General features: G+C 50.3%; 13 protein-coding genes and 1 other RNA gene. 11 read left to right on the forward strand and 3 right to left on the reverse strand.

The features are described 5' to 3' along the window. The first annotated feature begins 78 nt into the window (after positions 1 to 78). The 4 genes from EKM75_RS04940 to EKM75_RS04955 all read left to right on the forward strand — a co-directional run bounded on the left by EKM75_RS04940 (position 79) and on the right by EKM75_RS04955 (position 5,467). The gene (locus EKM75_RS04940; protein ID WP_125692594.1) at positions 79 to 2,919 is read left to right on the forward strand and encodes a helicase C-terminal domain-containing protein; all 2,841 of its coding nucleotides are present in this window, start codon (positions 79 to 81) and stop codon (positions 2,917 to 2,919) included. Positions 2,920 to 2,968: 49 nt separating this feature from the next. Next, on the forward strand, positions 2,969 to 3,472 hold the full coding sequence (locus EKM75_RS04945; protein ID WP_125692686.1) for a cell wall elongation regulator TseB-like domain-containing protein: 504 nt from the start codon (positions 2,969 to 2,971) through the stop codon (positions 3,470 to 3,472). 22 nt (positions 3,473 to 3,494) lie between these two features. Continuing rightward, the gene (locus tag EKM75_RS04950) at positions 3,495 to 4,673 is read left to right on the forward strand and encodes a pyridoxal phosphate-dependent aminotransferase (protein ID WP_125692596.1); all 1,179 of its coding nucleotides are present in this window, start codon (positions 3,495 to 3,497) and stop codon (positions 4,671 to 4,673) included. Between the two features lie 92 nt (positions 4,674 to 4,765). Further along, the gene (locus EKM75_RS04955) at positions 4,766 to 5,467 is read left to right on the forward strand and encodes a DnaD domain-containing protein (RefSeq protein ID WP_125692598.1); all 702 of its coding nucleotides are present in this window, start codon (positions 4,766 to 4,768) and stop codon (positions 5,465 to 5,467) included. Between the two features lie 749 nt (positions 5,468 to 6,216). On the opposite strand, the gene EKM75_RS04960 is transcribed toward EKM75_RS04955, so the two are convergent. Next, on the reverse strand, positions 6,217 to 7,023 hold the full coding sequence (locus tag EKM75_RS04960) for a MerR family transcriptional regulator (protein ID WP_125692600.1): 807 nt from the start codon (positions 7,021 to 7,023) through the stop codon (positions 6,217 to 6,219). Positions 7,024 to 7,118: 95 nt separating this feature from the next. On the opposite strand from EKM75_RS04960, the gene EKM75_RS04965 reads away from it, so the two are divergent. After that, positions 7,119 to 8,063, forward strand: coding sequence for a zinc-binding dehydrogenase (locus tag EKM75_RS04965; protein WP_125692602.1), 945 nt, complete (start codon positions 7,119 to 7,121; stop codon positions 8,061 to 8,063). A gap of 575 nt (positions 8,064 to 8,638) precedes the next feature. After that, positions 8,639 to 9,628 carry a hypothetical protein gene (locus tag EKM75_RS04970; protein ID WP_125692604.1) on the forward strand — a complete coding sequence of 330 codons (990 nt, stop codon included), beginning with the start codon at positions 8,639 to 8,641 and terminating at the stop codon, positions 9,626 to 9,628. A 225-nt stretch (positions 9,629 to 9,853) separates the two neighbouring features. Here the strand turns inward: EKM75_RS04970 and EKM75_RS04975 are convergent, their stop codons facing one another. After that, entirely contained in the window at positions 9,854 to 12,184 is a 2,331-nt protein-coding gene (locus tag EKM75_RS04975) for a transglycosylase domain-containing protein (protein WP_125692606.1), read from the reverse strand. 45 nt (positions 12,185 to 12,229) lie between these two features. Then, a complete protein-coding gene (gene recU, locus EKM75_RS04980) occupies positions 12,230 to 12,835 on the reverse strand; it encodes a Holliday junction resolvase RecU (protein WP_125692608.1) in 606 nt (201 codons plus the stop codon). A gap of 1,194 nt (positions 12,836 to 14,029) precedes the next feature. On the opposite strand from recU, the gene EKM75_RS04985 reads away from it, so the two are divergent. The 5 genes from EKM75_RS04985 (at position 14,030) to EKM75_RS05005 (ending at position 17,166) form a co-directional block, all read left to right on the forward strand. Beyond that, on the forward strand, positions 14,030 to 14,599 hold the full coding sequence (locus EKM75_RS04985; protein ID WP_125692610.1) for a DUF1273 domain-containing protein: 570 nt from the start codon (positions 14,030 to 14,032) through the stop codon (positions 14,597 to 14,599). 55 nt (positions 14,600 to 14,654) lie between these two features. After that, the gene (gene gpsB / locus EKM75_RS04990; protein WP_125684964.1) at positions 14,655 to 15,008 is read left to right on the forward strand and encodes a cell division regulator GpsB; all 354 of its coding nucleotides are present in this window, start codon (positions 14,655 to 14,657) and stop codon (positions 15,006 to 15,008) included. Between the two features lie 19 nt (positions 15,009 to 15,027). Continuing rightward, positions 15,028 to 15,407: RNase P RNA component class B (rnpB, locus tag EKM75_RS04995), an RNA gene on the forward strand. Between the two features lie 230 nt (positions 15,408 to 15,637). Further along, positions 15,638 to 16,780: a THUMP domain-containing class I SAM-dependent RNA methyltransferase gene (locus EKM75_RS05000; RefSeq protein ID WP_125692612.1), complete on the forward strand. Its 1,143-nt coding sequence runs from the start codon at positions 15,638 to 15,640 to the stop codon at positions 16,778 to 16,780. Positions 16,781 to 16,785: 5 nt separating this feature from the next. Further along, positions 16,786 to 17,166, forward strand: a complete 381-nt coding sequence (locus tag EKM75_RS05005) for an HIT family protein (RefSeq protein WP_125692614.1) — start codon at positions 16,786 to 16,788, stop codon at positions 17,164 to 17,166. Positions 17,167 to 17,205 lie beyond the last annotated feature (39 nt).

Consider the following 17,205-nt stretch of genomic DNA (forward strand, 5'->3'; position numbering starts at 1 on the left):
GCGTAGCGTTGGCGGCCTAAGTGGTGTATCATAGTGCCAGTTATAAACGCAAATTGTGCAGAAATTGGTGAGCATACTATGGATAAAGACACGGTTTACGCGGTCGTAGATATTGAGACGACCGGAACCAGTGTGACAGATGGCGACCGCATTATCCAAATCGGGTGCGTCTTCGTCCAGCATAATAAAATCATTAATCACTTTGAAACGGACGTGAACCCCCTCAGAGAGATTCCGGCGGCGATTACCCGTCTGACGGGAATCTCGAACAAACGGGTGCGACACGCGCCGTTATTTGATGACGTGGCAGGCACGTTGTATAGCCTATTGACCAATACGGTCTTCGTGGCGCACAACGTGAATTTTGACCTGCCCTTCATTAACGCTGAGTTCGACCGGGTGGGGTATCCTGAGCTGACGATTGCCGCGGTAGACACCGTTTCGCTGAGTCAGATTCTCTTGCCCACGGCGACCAGTTTTCGGTTGCGTGATTTGAGCGGGCTCTTTAACATCGAGCACGACAATCCACACTCCGCAGACAGTGATGCCAGTGCGACGGCCGAACTGTTCATTTTCCTCTTCCGGCGGCTGCGGGCCTTACCGCTGGTCACCCTGGAACAGATGATTCAGTTACACCCCGAACTACCGCTCCAAACGGCGGCACTTTTTGACGTGGCTAAACGGTTGAACGACCAGTCGCCCCGCAAGCTACCGGACTTTTTGTATGTGAAAAATGGGTTGGCGTTACGCAAACCGACCGCGATAGCGACGACCACCTTGGCAGCGCCTAGCAAGTACCCGAAGACTAAGAAACAAAAACAAAAGCTGATGCCGGATAACCTAGAATGGCGTCCGGAACAAGCTAAGATGATGAATTACATTTACAACAACTACGCCGAGTCGGACCGGCATCCCGTCAAACAGATGATTGTGGAGGCACCGACCGGTATCGGGAAGAGCCTGGGGTACACGCTGCCGTTTGCCTATCTGGGTCAAACGGGCAAGCAGGTCGTGGTCAGCACGGCCACCACGCTCTTGCAGGAACAACTGCTGAACCAGACGATTCCGTTGCTTAAACAGATCGTGCCGTTCACTGTTAACGCAGTCTTAGTTAAAGGGAGTCGCCACTACCTGGACCTCCAACGCTTCGCGACCACGTTAAAGGTGGCCGAGACGTCCAAGCAGACGCAACTGTTAAAATTACGATTGCTAGTCTGGTTGACCATGACGACGACTGGTGACTTAGATGAGCTCCACCTGGCAACTTACCGAGCACCATACTTTCAAGAAATCGTGCACGAGGGGTCGGTGACGACGGATAATCCGTTCTTCGAGGACGACTTTATTCGGCGCCGGGACCAGCGGATGGCGCAGGCGCAATTTATTATCGTGAACCACGCTTATCTGAGTGAACATGCTTTAGATCTGGGTGAACGGTTGCATCAGCCTTATCTGATCGTGGATGAGGCCCAACACCTGCCTGATAGCACGCTCAAGCAGCGGCGCACGCAGGTGAAGTTTGCCCAATTGATCAATGAATTGCACCACATTCAACGCGATATCAGTCGTGAAATTGGTCCCAGTCTATTGCAGCTCTTTGCCGACAATCGGGGAGCTACCGCGACCCTGAATCAGATGTTAGCCACCAGCGCGGCGCTGGAAAACCAGTTGACGGCGCTGATTGAGCGGTTGTTCCTCCGTTTTTTGGCTAGCAAACGCTTAAATAATCACAATCAGATCATTGAAGAATTGATTCCGGCCCAGGACCTAGCCGCCGAATTATCGCGTGGTGATGTTGCCAGCAAGGCCGCCAACACCACGAACGACCTCTTGGCCGAGTTGGGCAGTTTACGCCAACGGTTCGATCAACAACACGAACAATTTGTCGCCTCTGAACGTTACCTGTTTGAGCAGGTCGACACCCGGATTCACTTATTTGATGACCAAATGGCCCGCTTATTGACCATCTTTCAACAGGTGGCCGATCAGGCGCCAGCCAGTCTCTTTTGGTTAACGATCAACCACGTGGGTGACCGCAACAGCCTGCAAATGGCCAGCGGGTTACTCGCCACCGAAGGATTCTTACGGCAACACCTGTACGCTGGTTTTCAGCCCGTCTTACTTACGGGAGCCACGCTCTTTTCGTCTGGCCGTTCCCAGTACGTCCTGGACCAATTCGACCTCGACCGAGAAACGACCGCGACGCACCGCATGCGGTCGAGCTTCGATTACGCCAATCAAGCGGAGCTTTTTGTGGCCGATTCTGGTCCGAACTTATCACGGGTGGCGCCGGCAGATTACATCACGTACCTGGCAGCCGCCATTTCCCAAATTGCTGGCGCGGTGAACAAACAGACGCTAGTTCTATTCAACTCCTTAAGTGTGATCGAACAGGTTTATCAACAGCTGGTCAAACAGCCGGAATTTGCTAAACGTGAGATCTTTGCGCAGGGCATCAGTGGCAGTAAGGAACGAATTGCAAAACGTTTTGCAACCAGTCATGGCGCCATCTTGTTAGGAGCAGCTAGTTTCTGGGAGGGCATCGACCTACCGGAAGAACAGCTGGAACTCTTGATTGTGACGCGGCTACCGTTTGATTCGCCGGACCGGGTATTTGTAAAGGCCAATTACGCGCGGTTAGAGGCCGCTGGCAAGAATCCGTTCTACAATGCGGCCTTGCCCGCCACCACGCTCAAACTGCGGCAGGGCATCGGGCGACTGATTCGGACGCCACACGACCGCGGGGCGATTGTTATCCTAGATCAGCGGTTGATTGAAAAGACGTACGGTAAGAGCATTTTGCGGGCGTTACCAACCGACCTGAATCAAACGACCGGAGACGTGGGCGAAATTGCTCAAGGTTTACTTAATTTTTTCGAAAATCAACCGGACGACCCGGTGACACCACCGGAAGTCTGATATAATTGGGAAAGATTGAATTTTGACAAGGGAGTACGATGGTAAATTGATGAGACAACAGTATCAGCGGCGTCAGCGACCGCATCATTGGGTCTTGCTGAGTGTCTTAATCGTGATTTTGGCATTGCTGATCAGTGGTGCGTACGTCATTAATAAGGCAACTAAGCCGCTTAGTCAGCAACAGGCGCGGGCCGAAACGGTCGCGAAAAAGTCTGGGCATTTGACCAGCGTCAATAACTTCTACTGGACGAACTTAGATACGACCTACTACACGGTTGCTGGCACGAACAAGGCCAAACAGGCCGTTTATGCCATTGTACCCAAGTCGGGGAAGAACGTTACCGTTTTGAAGCAGAGTGCTGGGATGTCCCGGAACACGGCCTTAAAGCAAGCTTGGCAACGTAACCCGAAGAAGGTGCTTTCTGCCGCACTGTGCTTGTTTAACGGCAAGCCAGCTTGGCAAGTGAGTTACCTGAATAAGAGTGGGGAACTCTGCTACCTCACGTTCCAGTACAGTAATGGCAAAGTTTTACAACAAATCGCGAATATTTAAGGGTCAAAAAGGAGGGTGGCGCATGCAACTTTCACAACGTGCATTAGCCGTCAAGCCATCGGCAACGTTAAAGACGTCGCAACAGGCGCAGGAGCTACAGGCACAGGGAATTGATGTTATCAACTTAGGATTGGGTCAACCGGACTTTGATACGCCGACCAGCATTAAAGAGGCCGCGGTCACGGCGATTCGGGCCAACGAAGTGGATAGTTATACGGCAACGGCGGGGATTCTGCCACTGCGTCAGGCGATTGCAGATTCTTTAGCAACCAAGCAGGGCGTACAGGTGTTGCCGAATCAGGTCGTGGTCACGACGGGCGCTAAAATGGCGCTCTACACCTTGTTCCAAGTTATCCTGAATCCTGGGGATGACGTGTTGTTGCCAGCACCATACTGGGTCAGTTACAGTGAACAGGTGAAGCTGGCGGGTGGGCATCCAATCGAGGTTGCCCCGAGTGCTTCACTCAAGGTAACGCCAGAACAACTTGATGCCGCTGTCACCCCAACGACGCAGGCCATTGTGCTGAACTCGCCTCAGAATCCGAGTGGTATCGTCTATTCTAAGGCCGAGCTACAAGCGATTGGGGATTGGGCGGTTCGTCACGACCTGCTCGTGGTTGCCGATGAAATATACGGCGATCTGGTCTATGACGAACAGGCACCAGCACCGTCGATGTTGACCTTGGGTACCGAAGTGGCCGAACACACCGTCTTGGTCAACGGCGTTTCTAAGACGTACGCGATGACCGGTTGGCGGATTGGTTACACGGTAGCCAACCAACAGATTACGACGGCGATGAAGAACGTGTTGTCCCACATGACGGGTAACGCCGCAGCGGTCAGTCAGGCGGCGGCCCTAGCAGCCTTAACTGGTGATCAAACGCCAGTGGGGCAAATGAACGCAGCCTTTAAGCAGCGACTCGATTTGGTCTACCCATTGTTGGCGGCCATTCCAGGTTTTAGCCTGCCACAGAAGCCGCAGGGGGCGTTTTACCTCTTTCCAGATGTCAGTGAAGCAATGGCTATGAAGGGCTTCCAGACGACCGATGAGTTTGTGTCGGCAGTCTTAAATGTGGCGCACGTAGCCGTGGTCACCGGGGAAGCGTTTGGCCTGCCCCAACACATTCGGTTGAGCTACGCCACCGACTCGGAGAAACTCCGGACGGCAATGGCACGACTAAGCCAATTTATGGAAACATAATTAAATGAGTTTTAGGGAGAGACTGGGGAAAAACTCCCAGTCTCGTTTTTTCTCTAAGGCTGGAAACCCTTTTGAGGAGGATACGGAAGCTTATGGATGAATTTATACAGCGGTACGTTGCGGCTGGTCAGACCAGCTTAGCGAATTACCTGCTCGACCACTTTAGAGAAGTGGGGATGACCACCGACCAGCTCTTGATCTACCTGCAATTGCGCCGCTACATGGACCAGGGCACGTCACTGCCCGATGCGGACGAGATTGCGGCCCACCTGGGCTGGGATAAGCAGCGGGTCTACCAGCTGTTACATGAGATGATCAGTCATAAATTAATGACGATTACGACCGTGACCGATAGTCAGGGACAGAAGCAAGATGCCTACGATTTCCGCTTGTTGACGGAGCGGTTGAGTCAGCTCGCCGTTCAGGAAACGCATCAAGAAGTGAAGCAAGCGGCGACCAATGAACGGTCCACAGTTTTCAACGCCATTGAGCGGGAATTTGGCCGGCCCTTGTCACCCCTGGAGATGGAAAGTATTAGTGACTGGTTAGACAAGGACAACTATAAGCCAGAGTTGATTCAGTTGGCCTTAAAGGAGGCTGTGTTGAGTCAGGCGTACAGCTTGAAGTACATGGATCGCATCCTGTTGAGCTGGGAGAAGAAGCACCTGACCACGGCCGTGCAGGTTCAAAAGGAACGGGAACGCCAAGAACCGCGGCACGCGGCTAAGCCAACCAATCAACCGGGTGGCAGTGATATTCCAGATGTTCCCATCTTTAAGCTAACGGACAACTAGGGTTAACCTGTAATTTATGGTGGAAGCTGTCGTTCTCCGGTGGTCAGAGGCGGTGCCTGCTGTGGGGACGCTTCAGCCGAAAGGCGGGCCTCCCGCTCGTTTTGAAGCCAGGAAGTTCACCTGTCTTCAAAAGCGCCATGGCCTAAGCTAGAAAATCACTAGCTAACGCCATTTTCACAGCTGGCACCACCTCTTTGGCCTGACTTTCGCCTTACCGGCCGCCAGATATGGGCTGGAACGGTGCGGACACAACTTGAAGCCTCGAAAGTGCCGAGTCTCCAAGCTTGGTCTTCTGCTAAGCCAGTAGGGAAAACACCTACTGACAAAGTAGAACGACGCGCCTGAGCCCATATCTGGCGGCCTCTCGGCTTATACAGTATTTTAATAATCGAGTAGTATCGGCTAGCCCCTGTGAGTGGTATGAGTAGATATTTCAGTATCGCTTGGAATAGGTTAAAACGCAATCAGAGCTGGAGGTGGCTAGGGAGGAGCCGGCCGTGAAGGTGGTGTTAACTGGTGTTTTGTGCCAGTTTACAGCACGGGCGACTTTGAAGACACGGGTTTTGCGTGGCTTCAAATCGAGCGAGAAGCCCGTTCTTTGGCTGAAGCGTCCCCACAGCAGGGGACCTCCCTGGCTGCCGGAGTGCGGTCCACGTACACTATCAATATACAAACTAAATACAAACTAATTCTATGAAAAAACGCTAGAAGCAGCCGTTTCTAGCGTTTTTACGTCGATAGTTAGTAATTTACTGTACCTGATACTGTAACCGCACCAGTTTGGACGCACCCTTACTGGTAAAGTTTTCACCGAGATTCATCTGCCACATTTGATCAGTGATCTGCAGGTGATGGTCGTCGATGTATTCAGCGAGAATCTGTAGCGCAATACAGATGTTCTTGGTGTCGTTGGTGGTGTCGATTGAAACGAACTGGCCCGCTGGCTTTTTGATCAAGGGCAGGTCACCGGTGTTGGTTCGTGCGGAGACTGCCTTCAAAATACAAAATGAAGCAGTGGGGTACCCGTTAGCACTACTATCGGGTAACTGGGTCAAGAAGCCTGAGTCACGTTGATTCACGAGATTGATTTTTCCCAGTTGTTCGTAGAAGTCGGTATAAATTTCGGCAATTTCTTCCTCGGTGCAGGCGACCGATTGGCGGGACCGGCAAAACAGGCTCGCTTGACCCGTGACGATTTTAGGCAGATTCTTGGTGGGGACTGCGGTCGTTTCGGGTTGTTTGAACCGAGTTGTGAGGGTCTCCTTCAGTAGGGTCAAATTATCGAGTTGGTCGTTGATTTCGGCCAAGATGCTTTGTAAGTCAGTGTCCAGTGAGTCGCCGTTGGTTGTGTCGGTTAACGCTTTGATTTGGGCAATGGGGAGTCCCAGTCGCCGTAACTGGAGAATAAAGGTTAATTTATACAACTGGTCGTAGTCGTAGTAGCGGTAACCGTTGTCCGCGACTTTTTTAGGCTTGAAGAGATTTTTTTCATCGTAGAACAGGAGTGTTCGCCGGGTGGTCCCGGATAATTTGGCAAAATTTTGAATCGTTAGCATCAAATTCCCCTCTCATGGCTTGACTGTTCCGTTACGTTATACTTTATACTGATGCTGTTGATTAAGCAAATAGCTAAATGAGTGGAGGAAAAATAATGCGAGCAATTGTGATTGATAAGCCGGGTGACACGAGCGTTTTGAAGATGGTGGACCGGCCAATTCCCCGGGCCGATGCGACGCATTCAGTCATGCGGATTCATGCGTTTGGCGTGCACCGTTATGAAGTGTTGACGCGGGCCGGAGGGTCCCCCGCAGTCAAGTTCCCTCGTGTGATTGGGGTCGAAGCGGTTGGTGAAGTGACTGAGCCCGCTACGAACAGCCAGTTAAAGGTTGGTCAGAAGGTCATGACGATGATGGGTGGCTTTGGCCGCGAAGTCGACGGGAGTTACCAAGAGTTTGCGCTGGTCGCTGATGAAAATCTGTATCCGGTAGACTATGACGGCGATTGGATCACGTTGGCCCAGTATCCCGAAAACTTTTACACGGCCATTGGTGCCCTGAAGTCGCTCTCACTGACGGCGGGCCAAACGTTGCTGGTCCGTGGCGGTACTAGTGCCGTGGGGCTAGCTGCCATTAAACTGGCTAAAGCGTTTGGCCTGAAAGTAACCGCCACCACGCGGCGGAAGGCCATGTTGTCTGAACTGATTGAAAATGGGGCGGACGATGCTGTCTTGGATACCGACAACAGTTTAGTGACCGACCAGAGTTTTGACGGGATCATCGACATGGTGGGCACCGTCACTCTGGCCAATTCCGTTACACACTTGAACCAGGGCGGTGCGGTCTGCCTAATTGGGTTGTTGGCCGGTGAGTGGATCGTAGAGAACTTCAACCCATTCATCCTAGCGGGCAAGTCACTCACGGTGTTTGACACCACCGACGTTCAACAGGATCTGGTGGACGAGATTTTTAAATTGATCAAGGCGAATGACTTACAGATTCCAATTGCCAAGGTCTTCAAACTGGCCGACATTCAGGCTGCTCACAAATACGTGATGGAAAGCCGGGAGTTGGGGCAGGTTATCGTTGATAACGACTAAGACGACTTAACGGTTATAGTGAAGTAAAGAGCGTCAAATTAACTGCCTGCTGGCGTACGTTTCAGGAATGTCAGCTGAGCAGTAAGCAAAGGACTGGGAGAATCTTCCAGTCCTTTTTTAGTGCCAACTTTTTAAGGTGACTGTTCCAAGGCAATGTTAGCACTGAGCCACACCGTTACGGCGTAGTAAAATCAGAGTTAAGCTTAGTGATGGCTTGAAGGGGAGTCCTAGCGTGGTTGATAAGCGGAGACTTAAATACTTTATGAGCGGTTTGATGATACTGGTGGTAGGGTTGGCTTGACGAGAATTATGACGGGCGAGCTGCATCTAAAGGATGTTTTGTTATTTGCCGTGCTTATCGCAGGACTGCGAAAGCCTTCAGCTAACCAGGGGTCCTAGGTCGGATTTCAACCGCGTTTAGAGTGGTAATTGATTGTGAATGTAATAAGGCGGGTCTGTAAGATTGTGTCTGGATGACAATCTTACGGACCCGTTGGCAGTTGCTAAGTATTGTAATCTAAATATTTTCTCACTATAATGGTACTTATCCTACATAAAGAAAAGAGTGAATTATTTTGAAGTCTAAAGCTGCAAAGTTGGCCATCGTAGCGACCTTAAGCCTAGGTCTCGGAATTAGTGTTTTAAGTGATCCAATTACATATGATGGTACTAACGTGACCGTCGCACAAGCCAGCAAGAAGAATAAAGTTCTTCGCTATAAGAAGTTAGCTAAGAAGGCTGTTCATGTTTCTAAAGGAAATATGTATTCATCAGCTAAGCTCAGTAAGATTTCTCACAAGGCTAAGAATTATAAGCACACCACCTTTTATCGGACTAAGCAAGCTAAGGTTGTTAAGGCTAATAAGAAGACTGCTGTTTATAACTATATCAAATCAAGCAATGGTAAGACGAAGGGCTGGATTTGGCATGGTTATGTGAAGAATGGCAAGGCTCCAAAGGCTAAGACGAAGACGAACAAGGCTGTAGCCACAAGTGCTAAGTCTAAGTTAAGCTCATCTGTGAGCTCAAGCAATAAGATTAGTAAGAGCAAGTTGAAGAGCATGAGTAAAGGCTTTGAAACAGGACACAATATTAAGACTATGAATGATTGGTTAATAAAACCTGGTAAAAAAGGTTCCGGTTCTTTAACGAACTCTAAGGGATACCTAATCCCGGCTAAAGGCACTAAGCTCAATATGTTAGATGACACATCATATGTCGCAACTTTAAGTAACGGACATCGCTTATCAGGAATGACAAGTCATCCTAAATACGCGCTTGAAGTTATGCCTGGAATGCATTCCAATAGCGAAACGTTTACTAATAAGTCTAAGCACTGGAAGCTTTATTTTATCAGTGGTAATGGCGAAAACGGCAAAAAACTTGAAGCGGAACCACATGCGGGGTATAAGCCTATTAGCCACATGAATCCACAACTTCAAAATGGATTTGGGCAACTTGGGATCAATATTAATTCAGATCCAGATTCTGTTCTTTACAATTGGGCAAATAAGACTCTTTTAATTAATAAGGTAGCAGCTGAAAGTGGTTTATTCTTTAAGTAGTATTTATAAAAACATGATATTTATTTCGTGTCTTTTTTTGTTATACGTAATATAATCGCTGACATATTATTTGATACTCCATTATCATTTTTAATTGTAGGCGTTACCTTTTATGTGACAAATTCACAATTAAAGTGCAACAACAGATATTTCAGACCATAAAAAACTCCCGTAAATCTACGCGCTAAGCGCAAGACTTACGGGAGTTTTTAGCATCCCCAGAGATTAATCATCCGTGTCTGCTGTTGAATTCGTATGTTTATCGGTAGACGTTGCGGTGCTGCCTGCCGAGGAAGTGGTGGTTGAATCCGTGTTGTCATCATCGCCACCGTCACCGCCACCAGGTTTTTGCTCCGTGGTGCTGGAGGATTCCTTACTGGTGCTGGACTCAGTGGTCGTGGTGTTGGTCTTAGACGAGCTGTTGTTCGTCGTGGCCTGACCGTTACTACTGTAAGCAGAGGAACTCGTGGTGTTGGTTGACCCGTACTGACTAGTTGCTGTCGTATCGGAAACCGTGCCAGCGTGACCCGTTACGTAGTACTCCGTCTTGTTACCTTGCGACGTAGCGGTCACGGTGCCTGGTGCCGTCCAATCGGTGTTCGTAGACTTAGAAGCCAAGTAACTCATTTCATACTTATAAATCTGTTGAGCAATTTCCGTTTGCGACTCACTGACGTAGTGGCCCGTCTGGAATTGCTTATCATACCCGGTCCAAACAGAGACGGCGTAGTTCTTGGTGTAACCCGTGAACCAGGAGTCCATCGTTGCGCCATCTGGCACTTGATCGGCGTAGTCGTCAGGGTAGGAGTCCGTCCCGGTCTTACCAGCTTGGTAGAGACCAGAGATGGCAGCGGAACGTCCGGAACCATTGTCGTTCGTGATAACGTCCTTCATCATATCCGTCAACATGAACGCCGTCGCGGTGGACATGGCCCGTTTACCAGTGGAGGCGTAGTTGTGGGCTTTACCATCTTGCGTGACGACCTTGGAGACCAGGCAAGGTTTGTAGTACGTCCCACCGTTTGCGAAGGCGGCGTAGGCCGCAGCTTCTTGTTCGGATGAGATGTAAAGACCAATCCCGTTTTGTAGGGTCAACGGCTTGTCGAACGTCATTCCCAAGCCCTTCAGGAAGGTGGTTGCCTTCTTGATGCCGACATTTTGTAACGTCCGCACGGCGGGGATGTTCCGTGACTCGTAGAGGGCCTTACGCATGGTGATGGTTCCTTGATACTGTCGGTCCCAGTCGTAAAGGTTCTTGGTCGTGCCAGGGTACGTAAACGCCGTATCCTTGACTGGTTCGTAGGTTGGATAATACAGATAGTCAATGGCCGGACCGTAATCCATCAGTGGCTTGGCCGTTGAGGCACTGGATCGGTCGGTTTGCACGGCCCGGTTGAGACCAAAGGTGACGTTGCCAGTCTTCCGGCCACCGATCATGGCCACAACTTTCCCGTTGTTCGGGTTAACGATCGTTGAGCCAACCTGGAACTTGCTGGAAGGGAAGGAGACGTAGCTGTTACCATTGACGATATCATAGAGTTTCTTCTGAGCACCCATATCCAAGTTGGTATGCACCTTCAGGCCACCAGTCGTCGTGTTGTAACCCTTTTTCTTCAATTCAGCGTAGACCTGTTTGAGGTAAGCGTCGATGACCTTAGTGGTCTTAGGGTCGTTGCTGGTGGTCGTCTGATGGTTCTTGACCAGCCCAGTGGTGATACTGGTTGCTTCAGCCTGCTTCGCCTGAGCGGACGTGATGGCATTGTTCGAAGCCATGGCTTCCAAGACCAGGTCACGCCGCTTCTTAGCGAGCGCTGGATAACTGGTTGGATCATAGTTGGTTGGCGATTGTGGCATCCCAGCCAAGAGGGCCAACTGGGCGAGATCCAGGCTCTTAAGCGTCTTGCCGTAGTAGTACTGTGCGGCAGTCTGCATCCCATAGACCCCGTTACCCATGTAGACCTTGTTCACGTAATACTCGAGAATTTGGTCCTTGGAGTAATCGTGGTCGACCTTCAAGGCTAACCAGGCTTCCTGGGCCTTACGCTTAAGCGTTCGGTCGGAGGCGTTGGTGGAGAAGACGGACAGCTTGACCAGCTGTTGCGTCAAGGTACTCCCACCTTGCATCCCCAGTGAGGAGCCGGTGACGTTTGCAAACGCCGCTCCCATGATCCGGATGGGGTCGACCCCGTTGTTTTTGTAGAAGCGTCGGTCTTCAGTGGAAACGACCGCGCTCTTCAACGTGGCGGGGATGTTTGGCGATTTCACGTAGTTTCGGTTCTGTGCCCCGAGTCGTGAAATGACCTTGCCGTTGGCGTCGTAGACCCGTGTCGAGGTATCACTCGACAGGGCACCTTCTGTGACCTTAGGGGCGCTTTGCGCGTAGTAAAAGAACAGGCCGGCGCCGGCGAGAATTCCCAGAACACCAATGGCAACGATGATGAACAAAATGCGACGGAATAACCGCCACCCGTTGTGCGGGCGTTTGGGGCCGGCGCCCTGGGTGCGCTCATTATTGCGGCTCATCCGGGTCTCCGACGATGAATTGTTACTAGACATGTTAATCTCCTTTGCGTTTAAACGTGTTCACTTCTGGTGTTTCTACTATAGAAGCTGATCCACGGCTTTGAGATAGGGAACAGGTAACTGGAGTTCTGGCGTAATCAGGATGCCTTGCTCAGCAATGTCTGCGTAAGGGACTGATTTACGGCCACCGGTCTCCTGAGCATCCCAACAAGCAAACAGCTTGGCCGCAGGGTACAGGTAGATCTCTTGGCGGGTAACGAATTTAATAATAGCAAAGCAAATACCGCCCTGAGTCATACAAGCACGCATGTGATCAATCTGATGTTGATGGAAGTTTTTCAAGGGAAACGACGACTTGTTGCGAGTTTCCTTGGCATCAAAGTCCAGGTAATGGCCCTGATAAACGCCGTTGTAGTCGGTCGTGGAGGCCGTACTGAAGTAAGCCTCTTTGATGACTGCGGCACTGCGTTTAGGGTAATCGACCTTGACGATGCGAATGGGCGTTGGTTTCTTGTGAACGACAGCCAGTCCGTGTAACTCATAGTAGGTATTGGACTCGTTGAGTTCCTCTTCCAACGTCATTCCCCGTTTACCATAGTCGGTGGTGTAGGTGCTGGGGAAACGCCGTCCAGTTGACGTTGCAGGTGCTCGGTAGGCATTCCCATTGGGATACCGAATGGTCATTGATTCCTCACGCTCCTTCACTTGAAAACCGAAGCTTCCAGTTTATGACCTAGTTATTGACATTATACCAAGGTGACCGCGAAATAAAAACTCCTAAAGCCACTTGAAGCCCGTGATTCCCCGAATTTAAACGTAACTTAACTTGAGGACACCTTGGCTTTGGCTGTGGCAGAGAAACTAAAATGTCCGCGCTCCGGCGGCCAGGGCTGGTGCCTGCTGTGGGGACGCTTCAGCCAAAAGGCGGGCTTCTCGCTCGCTTTGAAGCCACGAAAACCGCGTGTCTTCAAAGGCGCCCACGGCCTAGGCCAGCCTAGAACGCTAGCCAATGCCGTTTTCACAGCTGGCGCCAGCCCTGGCCACCTCCGGCTTTGATTAGATGATTGTTTGACGGTGGATGTGTCTGCAAGGGAAGTAGCGATTTAGGTTGGCCACCCAAGTACGATATCGATTTTTTTAATGAGTTGGGAGGTAGTCAAGTAGTCTTCAATGAAGCAATCATTGTGTAGATAGTTGTCTAAAGGTTGAAAATTAAATTGATGGTACTCTGATGGCTAAGGTTTTCGTCGACTTTGCTTATGTTTTAGCTAAAGGCTGAAAGCACTGAAACGCCCACTACGCCTGATACAACAAGGATTATCAGACATAGTGGGGAATTTCCGCCTTACCGTTCGCCAAATTTGGACTGGAATGTGGTGGGAAGGACGGGACAAGCCAAAGGGCGGTCTTGTCCCTCACTTGAAGTCGCAAAGCAAGTCTTCAGGTCGCCATTTTTAAGTAAATCACTCGAAAATCCCACGGCTGAGTCTAAATTTGATTCACTCACGGCTACCTAGTGGCGTGCCAACAATATTGAGTAATTGCTGTCATTCAGGTATTTAAGCTAGCTAACCTGTTTAACCGGAGGCAGTCAGAGGTGAAGCTAGTTGTGTCGACGGTGTTTGGAGACTGGTGGTTTTTCCAGGCTTCAAACCGAGCCGCAGGACCGCTTTTCAGGCCATAGGCGTTCCCCACAGCGGGCGGGATCTTTGACTGCCTCCAAGGTGACTCACCACAGAGTTAAGTGGCACTAGCGCTGCAGATGCTGCCACAATTGAAACGAAATAATTGCAGAATTCAAAAATTTTAACTGTGTAAGTTGCTCAGTCAGTGATTTTTCGCTAAACTAAGAAGGGTAAGGCAAAGGGGGCTGACCAAGTGAGTCGGTTATGGCTAACTGGGTATCGGAGCTATGAACTGGGTGTCTTTGGTAATCAGGACCCCAAGTTGCTAGTGATTAAAGATACACTGAAAAAGTTATTGATCAACAAGATTGAAAACGGGACGGACTGGTTAATTACCGGTGGTCAACTGGGCGTTGAACAGTGGGCGGCCGAGGTTGGCTTGGCATTGAAGCCAGATTATCCGGAGCTGCAGGTGGCCATGATGACGCCGTTTGCTGAGTTCGGGAACAATTGGAATGAAGACAACCGGGCGAAGTATGCGCAACTGGCGAGTCGCGTTGATTTTCACCAGTCAGTCAGCGAGCAACCCTATCATGGCCCCCAACAGTTAAGAAACTATCAAGAATTTATGCTGACCCATACGGATGAGGCAGTCATGGTTTATGATTTAGAGGTTGAAGGAAAACCTAAGTATGATCAGCAAGCCGTTGCACGGTTTCAAGAGCAGCATACTTATCCCCTGACGTTGATTGATATGGACTGGTTACAAGAAAGTGCCAACGAATATCAAGAAAATTTAAATAATGGTTCCCAATTTGAGTAAAAACTGGTATGATTAATCTTGCCGGTTTGATTAGGATAACGAGGTGTAATGATCAATGGAAAACGTTAATTTCACTCCCAAGGAAATTTTGCAAAAGCAATTCCGTCAAAAGATGCGTGGTTACGATCCAGACGACGTTGACAGTTTCTTAGACAACGTCATCAAGGACTACGATACTTTTGTTAAGGAGAATCAACGGCTTCAAGACGAAAACGAACGGTTGTTGGCCAAGGTCGACGAACTCACGAAGCAAGTGCAAGTGGGCGGAAGTCAGCCACAAGCTGCTACAACCAGCCAACCAACTTCAAGTGTCACGAACATGGACATCTTGAAGCGGTTATCCAACCTGGAACGGCACGTCTTCGGTTCACAATTAGATAATGATCCAAACGAGTCACATCGTTTGTAGAATTATATAGACTGGTGTAAATCCTGAGTAATCGCGGTCGGCTTAAGTCGGCTGAGGAAAGTCCATGCTCGCACAGGCTGCGATGCCTGTAGTGTTCGTGCTCGGTGAAAAAATAAGCCGGGGGACGTTAGCAATAACGTTACGGCGGGAAAAAACGACTAAGGCTTCGGCTATGTCCTAGTATCCCTGAAAAGTGCCACAGTGACGATACGTTTAAGGAAACTTAGACGGTGGAACGCGGTAAACCCCTCGAGCGGGCAACCCAAACTTTTGGTAGGGGCGCTTCACACATGGAATTGAACGAAGTGTGGGGGGAGAGGAAACTCTCGAGATAGATGATTACTGCCAGTCAGTCGTTTGCCTGAAACGGCTGGGTGGTACAAAACATGGCTTACAGGGATTTACACCATGTCAGGTTTGGTGGGAGCTTGCTCCCGCCTTTTTTTATAGCTATAATTGCCTTGAAAGGCGGTTGATTGGTCTGAATAAGACTAAGTAGTGTTTCTTACGTGACCGTACAAGCGGGTCAACGAGACCGGTCAACAAATTAGGAGTGTTAAGTGTTGCGGTTCTACGACGCAACTTTTAGATGAAAATGAAATGAATAGCATCATGATTAGGAGGACGTTATGAAGAAATTCCATTTATACGCGGCCACTGCCAGTGGTATTGAAGCCATCGCCGGGCGCGAATTACGTGACTTAGGGTATGACACCCAGGTTGAAAACGGCCGGGTTCGTTTCGACGGTACGATTGAAGACATCTTACGGGCCAACCTGTGGTTACGGACTGCTGACCGGATTCGGATCATTGTGGCCGAATTTGACGCCGTGACCTTCGACGAATTGTTCGAAGCTACCAAGGCGGTCGCCTGGGATGAATTGTTGCCAATGGACGCGGCTTTCCCAGTGGAGGGCCGTTCTAAGAAGTCACAGCTTCACAGTGTGCCGGACGCGCAAGCCATCGTGAAGAAGGCTGTGGCCACTAAATTGGCAGCCGTCTATCACCGGCGGACGCGGATGCCTGAAACTGGGGCCACGTATCCTTTGGAAGTCATGATCGACAAGGATCACGTGATGCTGACGTTAGATACCACCGGGTCCAGTCTCTTCAAACGGGGCTACCGGGTCGGTAAGGGTGGCGCACCACTGAAGGAAAACATGGCGGCTGCTTTGATTGCCCTGACGAGTTGGCATAAGGACATGCCGTTCTGGGATCCCGTCTGTGGGTCTGGGACCATTCCGATTGAAGCCGCTTTGATTGGACGTAACTTGGCCCCTGGGTTTAACCGGACCTTTACCTGCGAAAGCTGGGACTGGGTTCCGCAAGAACTGAGTGATCAGGTTCGTGACGAAGCCGATGCTAAGGCCGATTACGATACACCACTCCAGATCTTTGGGACGGATATTGATGAAAATATGGTGGCGATTGCCAAGCGTAACGCCCAAGAAGCCGGCCTGTCACAAGATGTCACGTTCAGTCAATTGGCCGTGCAGGACTTCAAGACGGACCTCGAACACGGGGTCATCGTTGCCAACCCACCTTATGGGGAACGGTTGAGTGACCAGGCTAGCGTCCGGGAACTTTATAAGCAAATGGGTCAGGTCTTCAAGCCACTGACCGATTGGTCGAAGTACATTTTGACGGCTGACCTGGAGTTTGAACACTTCTACGGCCAGAAGGCAACGAAGACGCGGAAGCTCTATAACGGGGCGCTGCGGACCGATTACTTCCAGTTCTGGGCTCAACGTCATCCACGTCATAAGGGGTAATTTCAATGATCAAAGACGATTGTGTTTTTTGTCAGAAAAAGGAAATCGTTTTGGAGAATGATTTGGCCAAAGCCTTCTGGGACACCCATCCCGTGCGGCGCGGTCACCTATTGATCGTACCTAAGCAACACTATGCCACTTACTTTGACGTGCCAGCACCCACGCGTCACGCGATGGACGACTTGTTGTTTGTCGCTAAAGACTACTTGGATGACCGGTATCATCCCGCGGGTTACAACGTGGGGGTCAACGTGGCCGCAGCGGCTGGTCAAACGGTGATGCACGCCCACGTCCACCTGATTCCCCGGTACGTCGGCGACGTGAAGAATCCGGCGGGTGTTGTGCGGAAGATGATTCCGAAGGCCGTCCGGAGACTTATGTCATAAAACTTAACATTTAATTTTCACAAGCCTGTAAGCACTGGT

Origin of the sequence: Levilactobacillus tongjiangensis (assembly GCF_003946345.1) — a bacterium.
In the GTDB taxonomy this organism is placed as follows: Bacteria; Bacillota; Bacilli; order Lactobacillales; family Lactobacillaceae; genus Levilactobacillus; species Levilactobacillus tongjiangensis.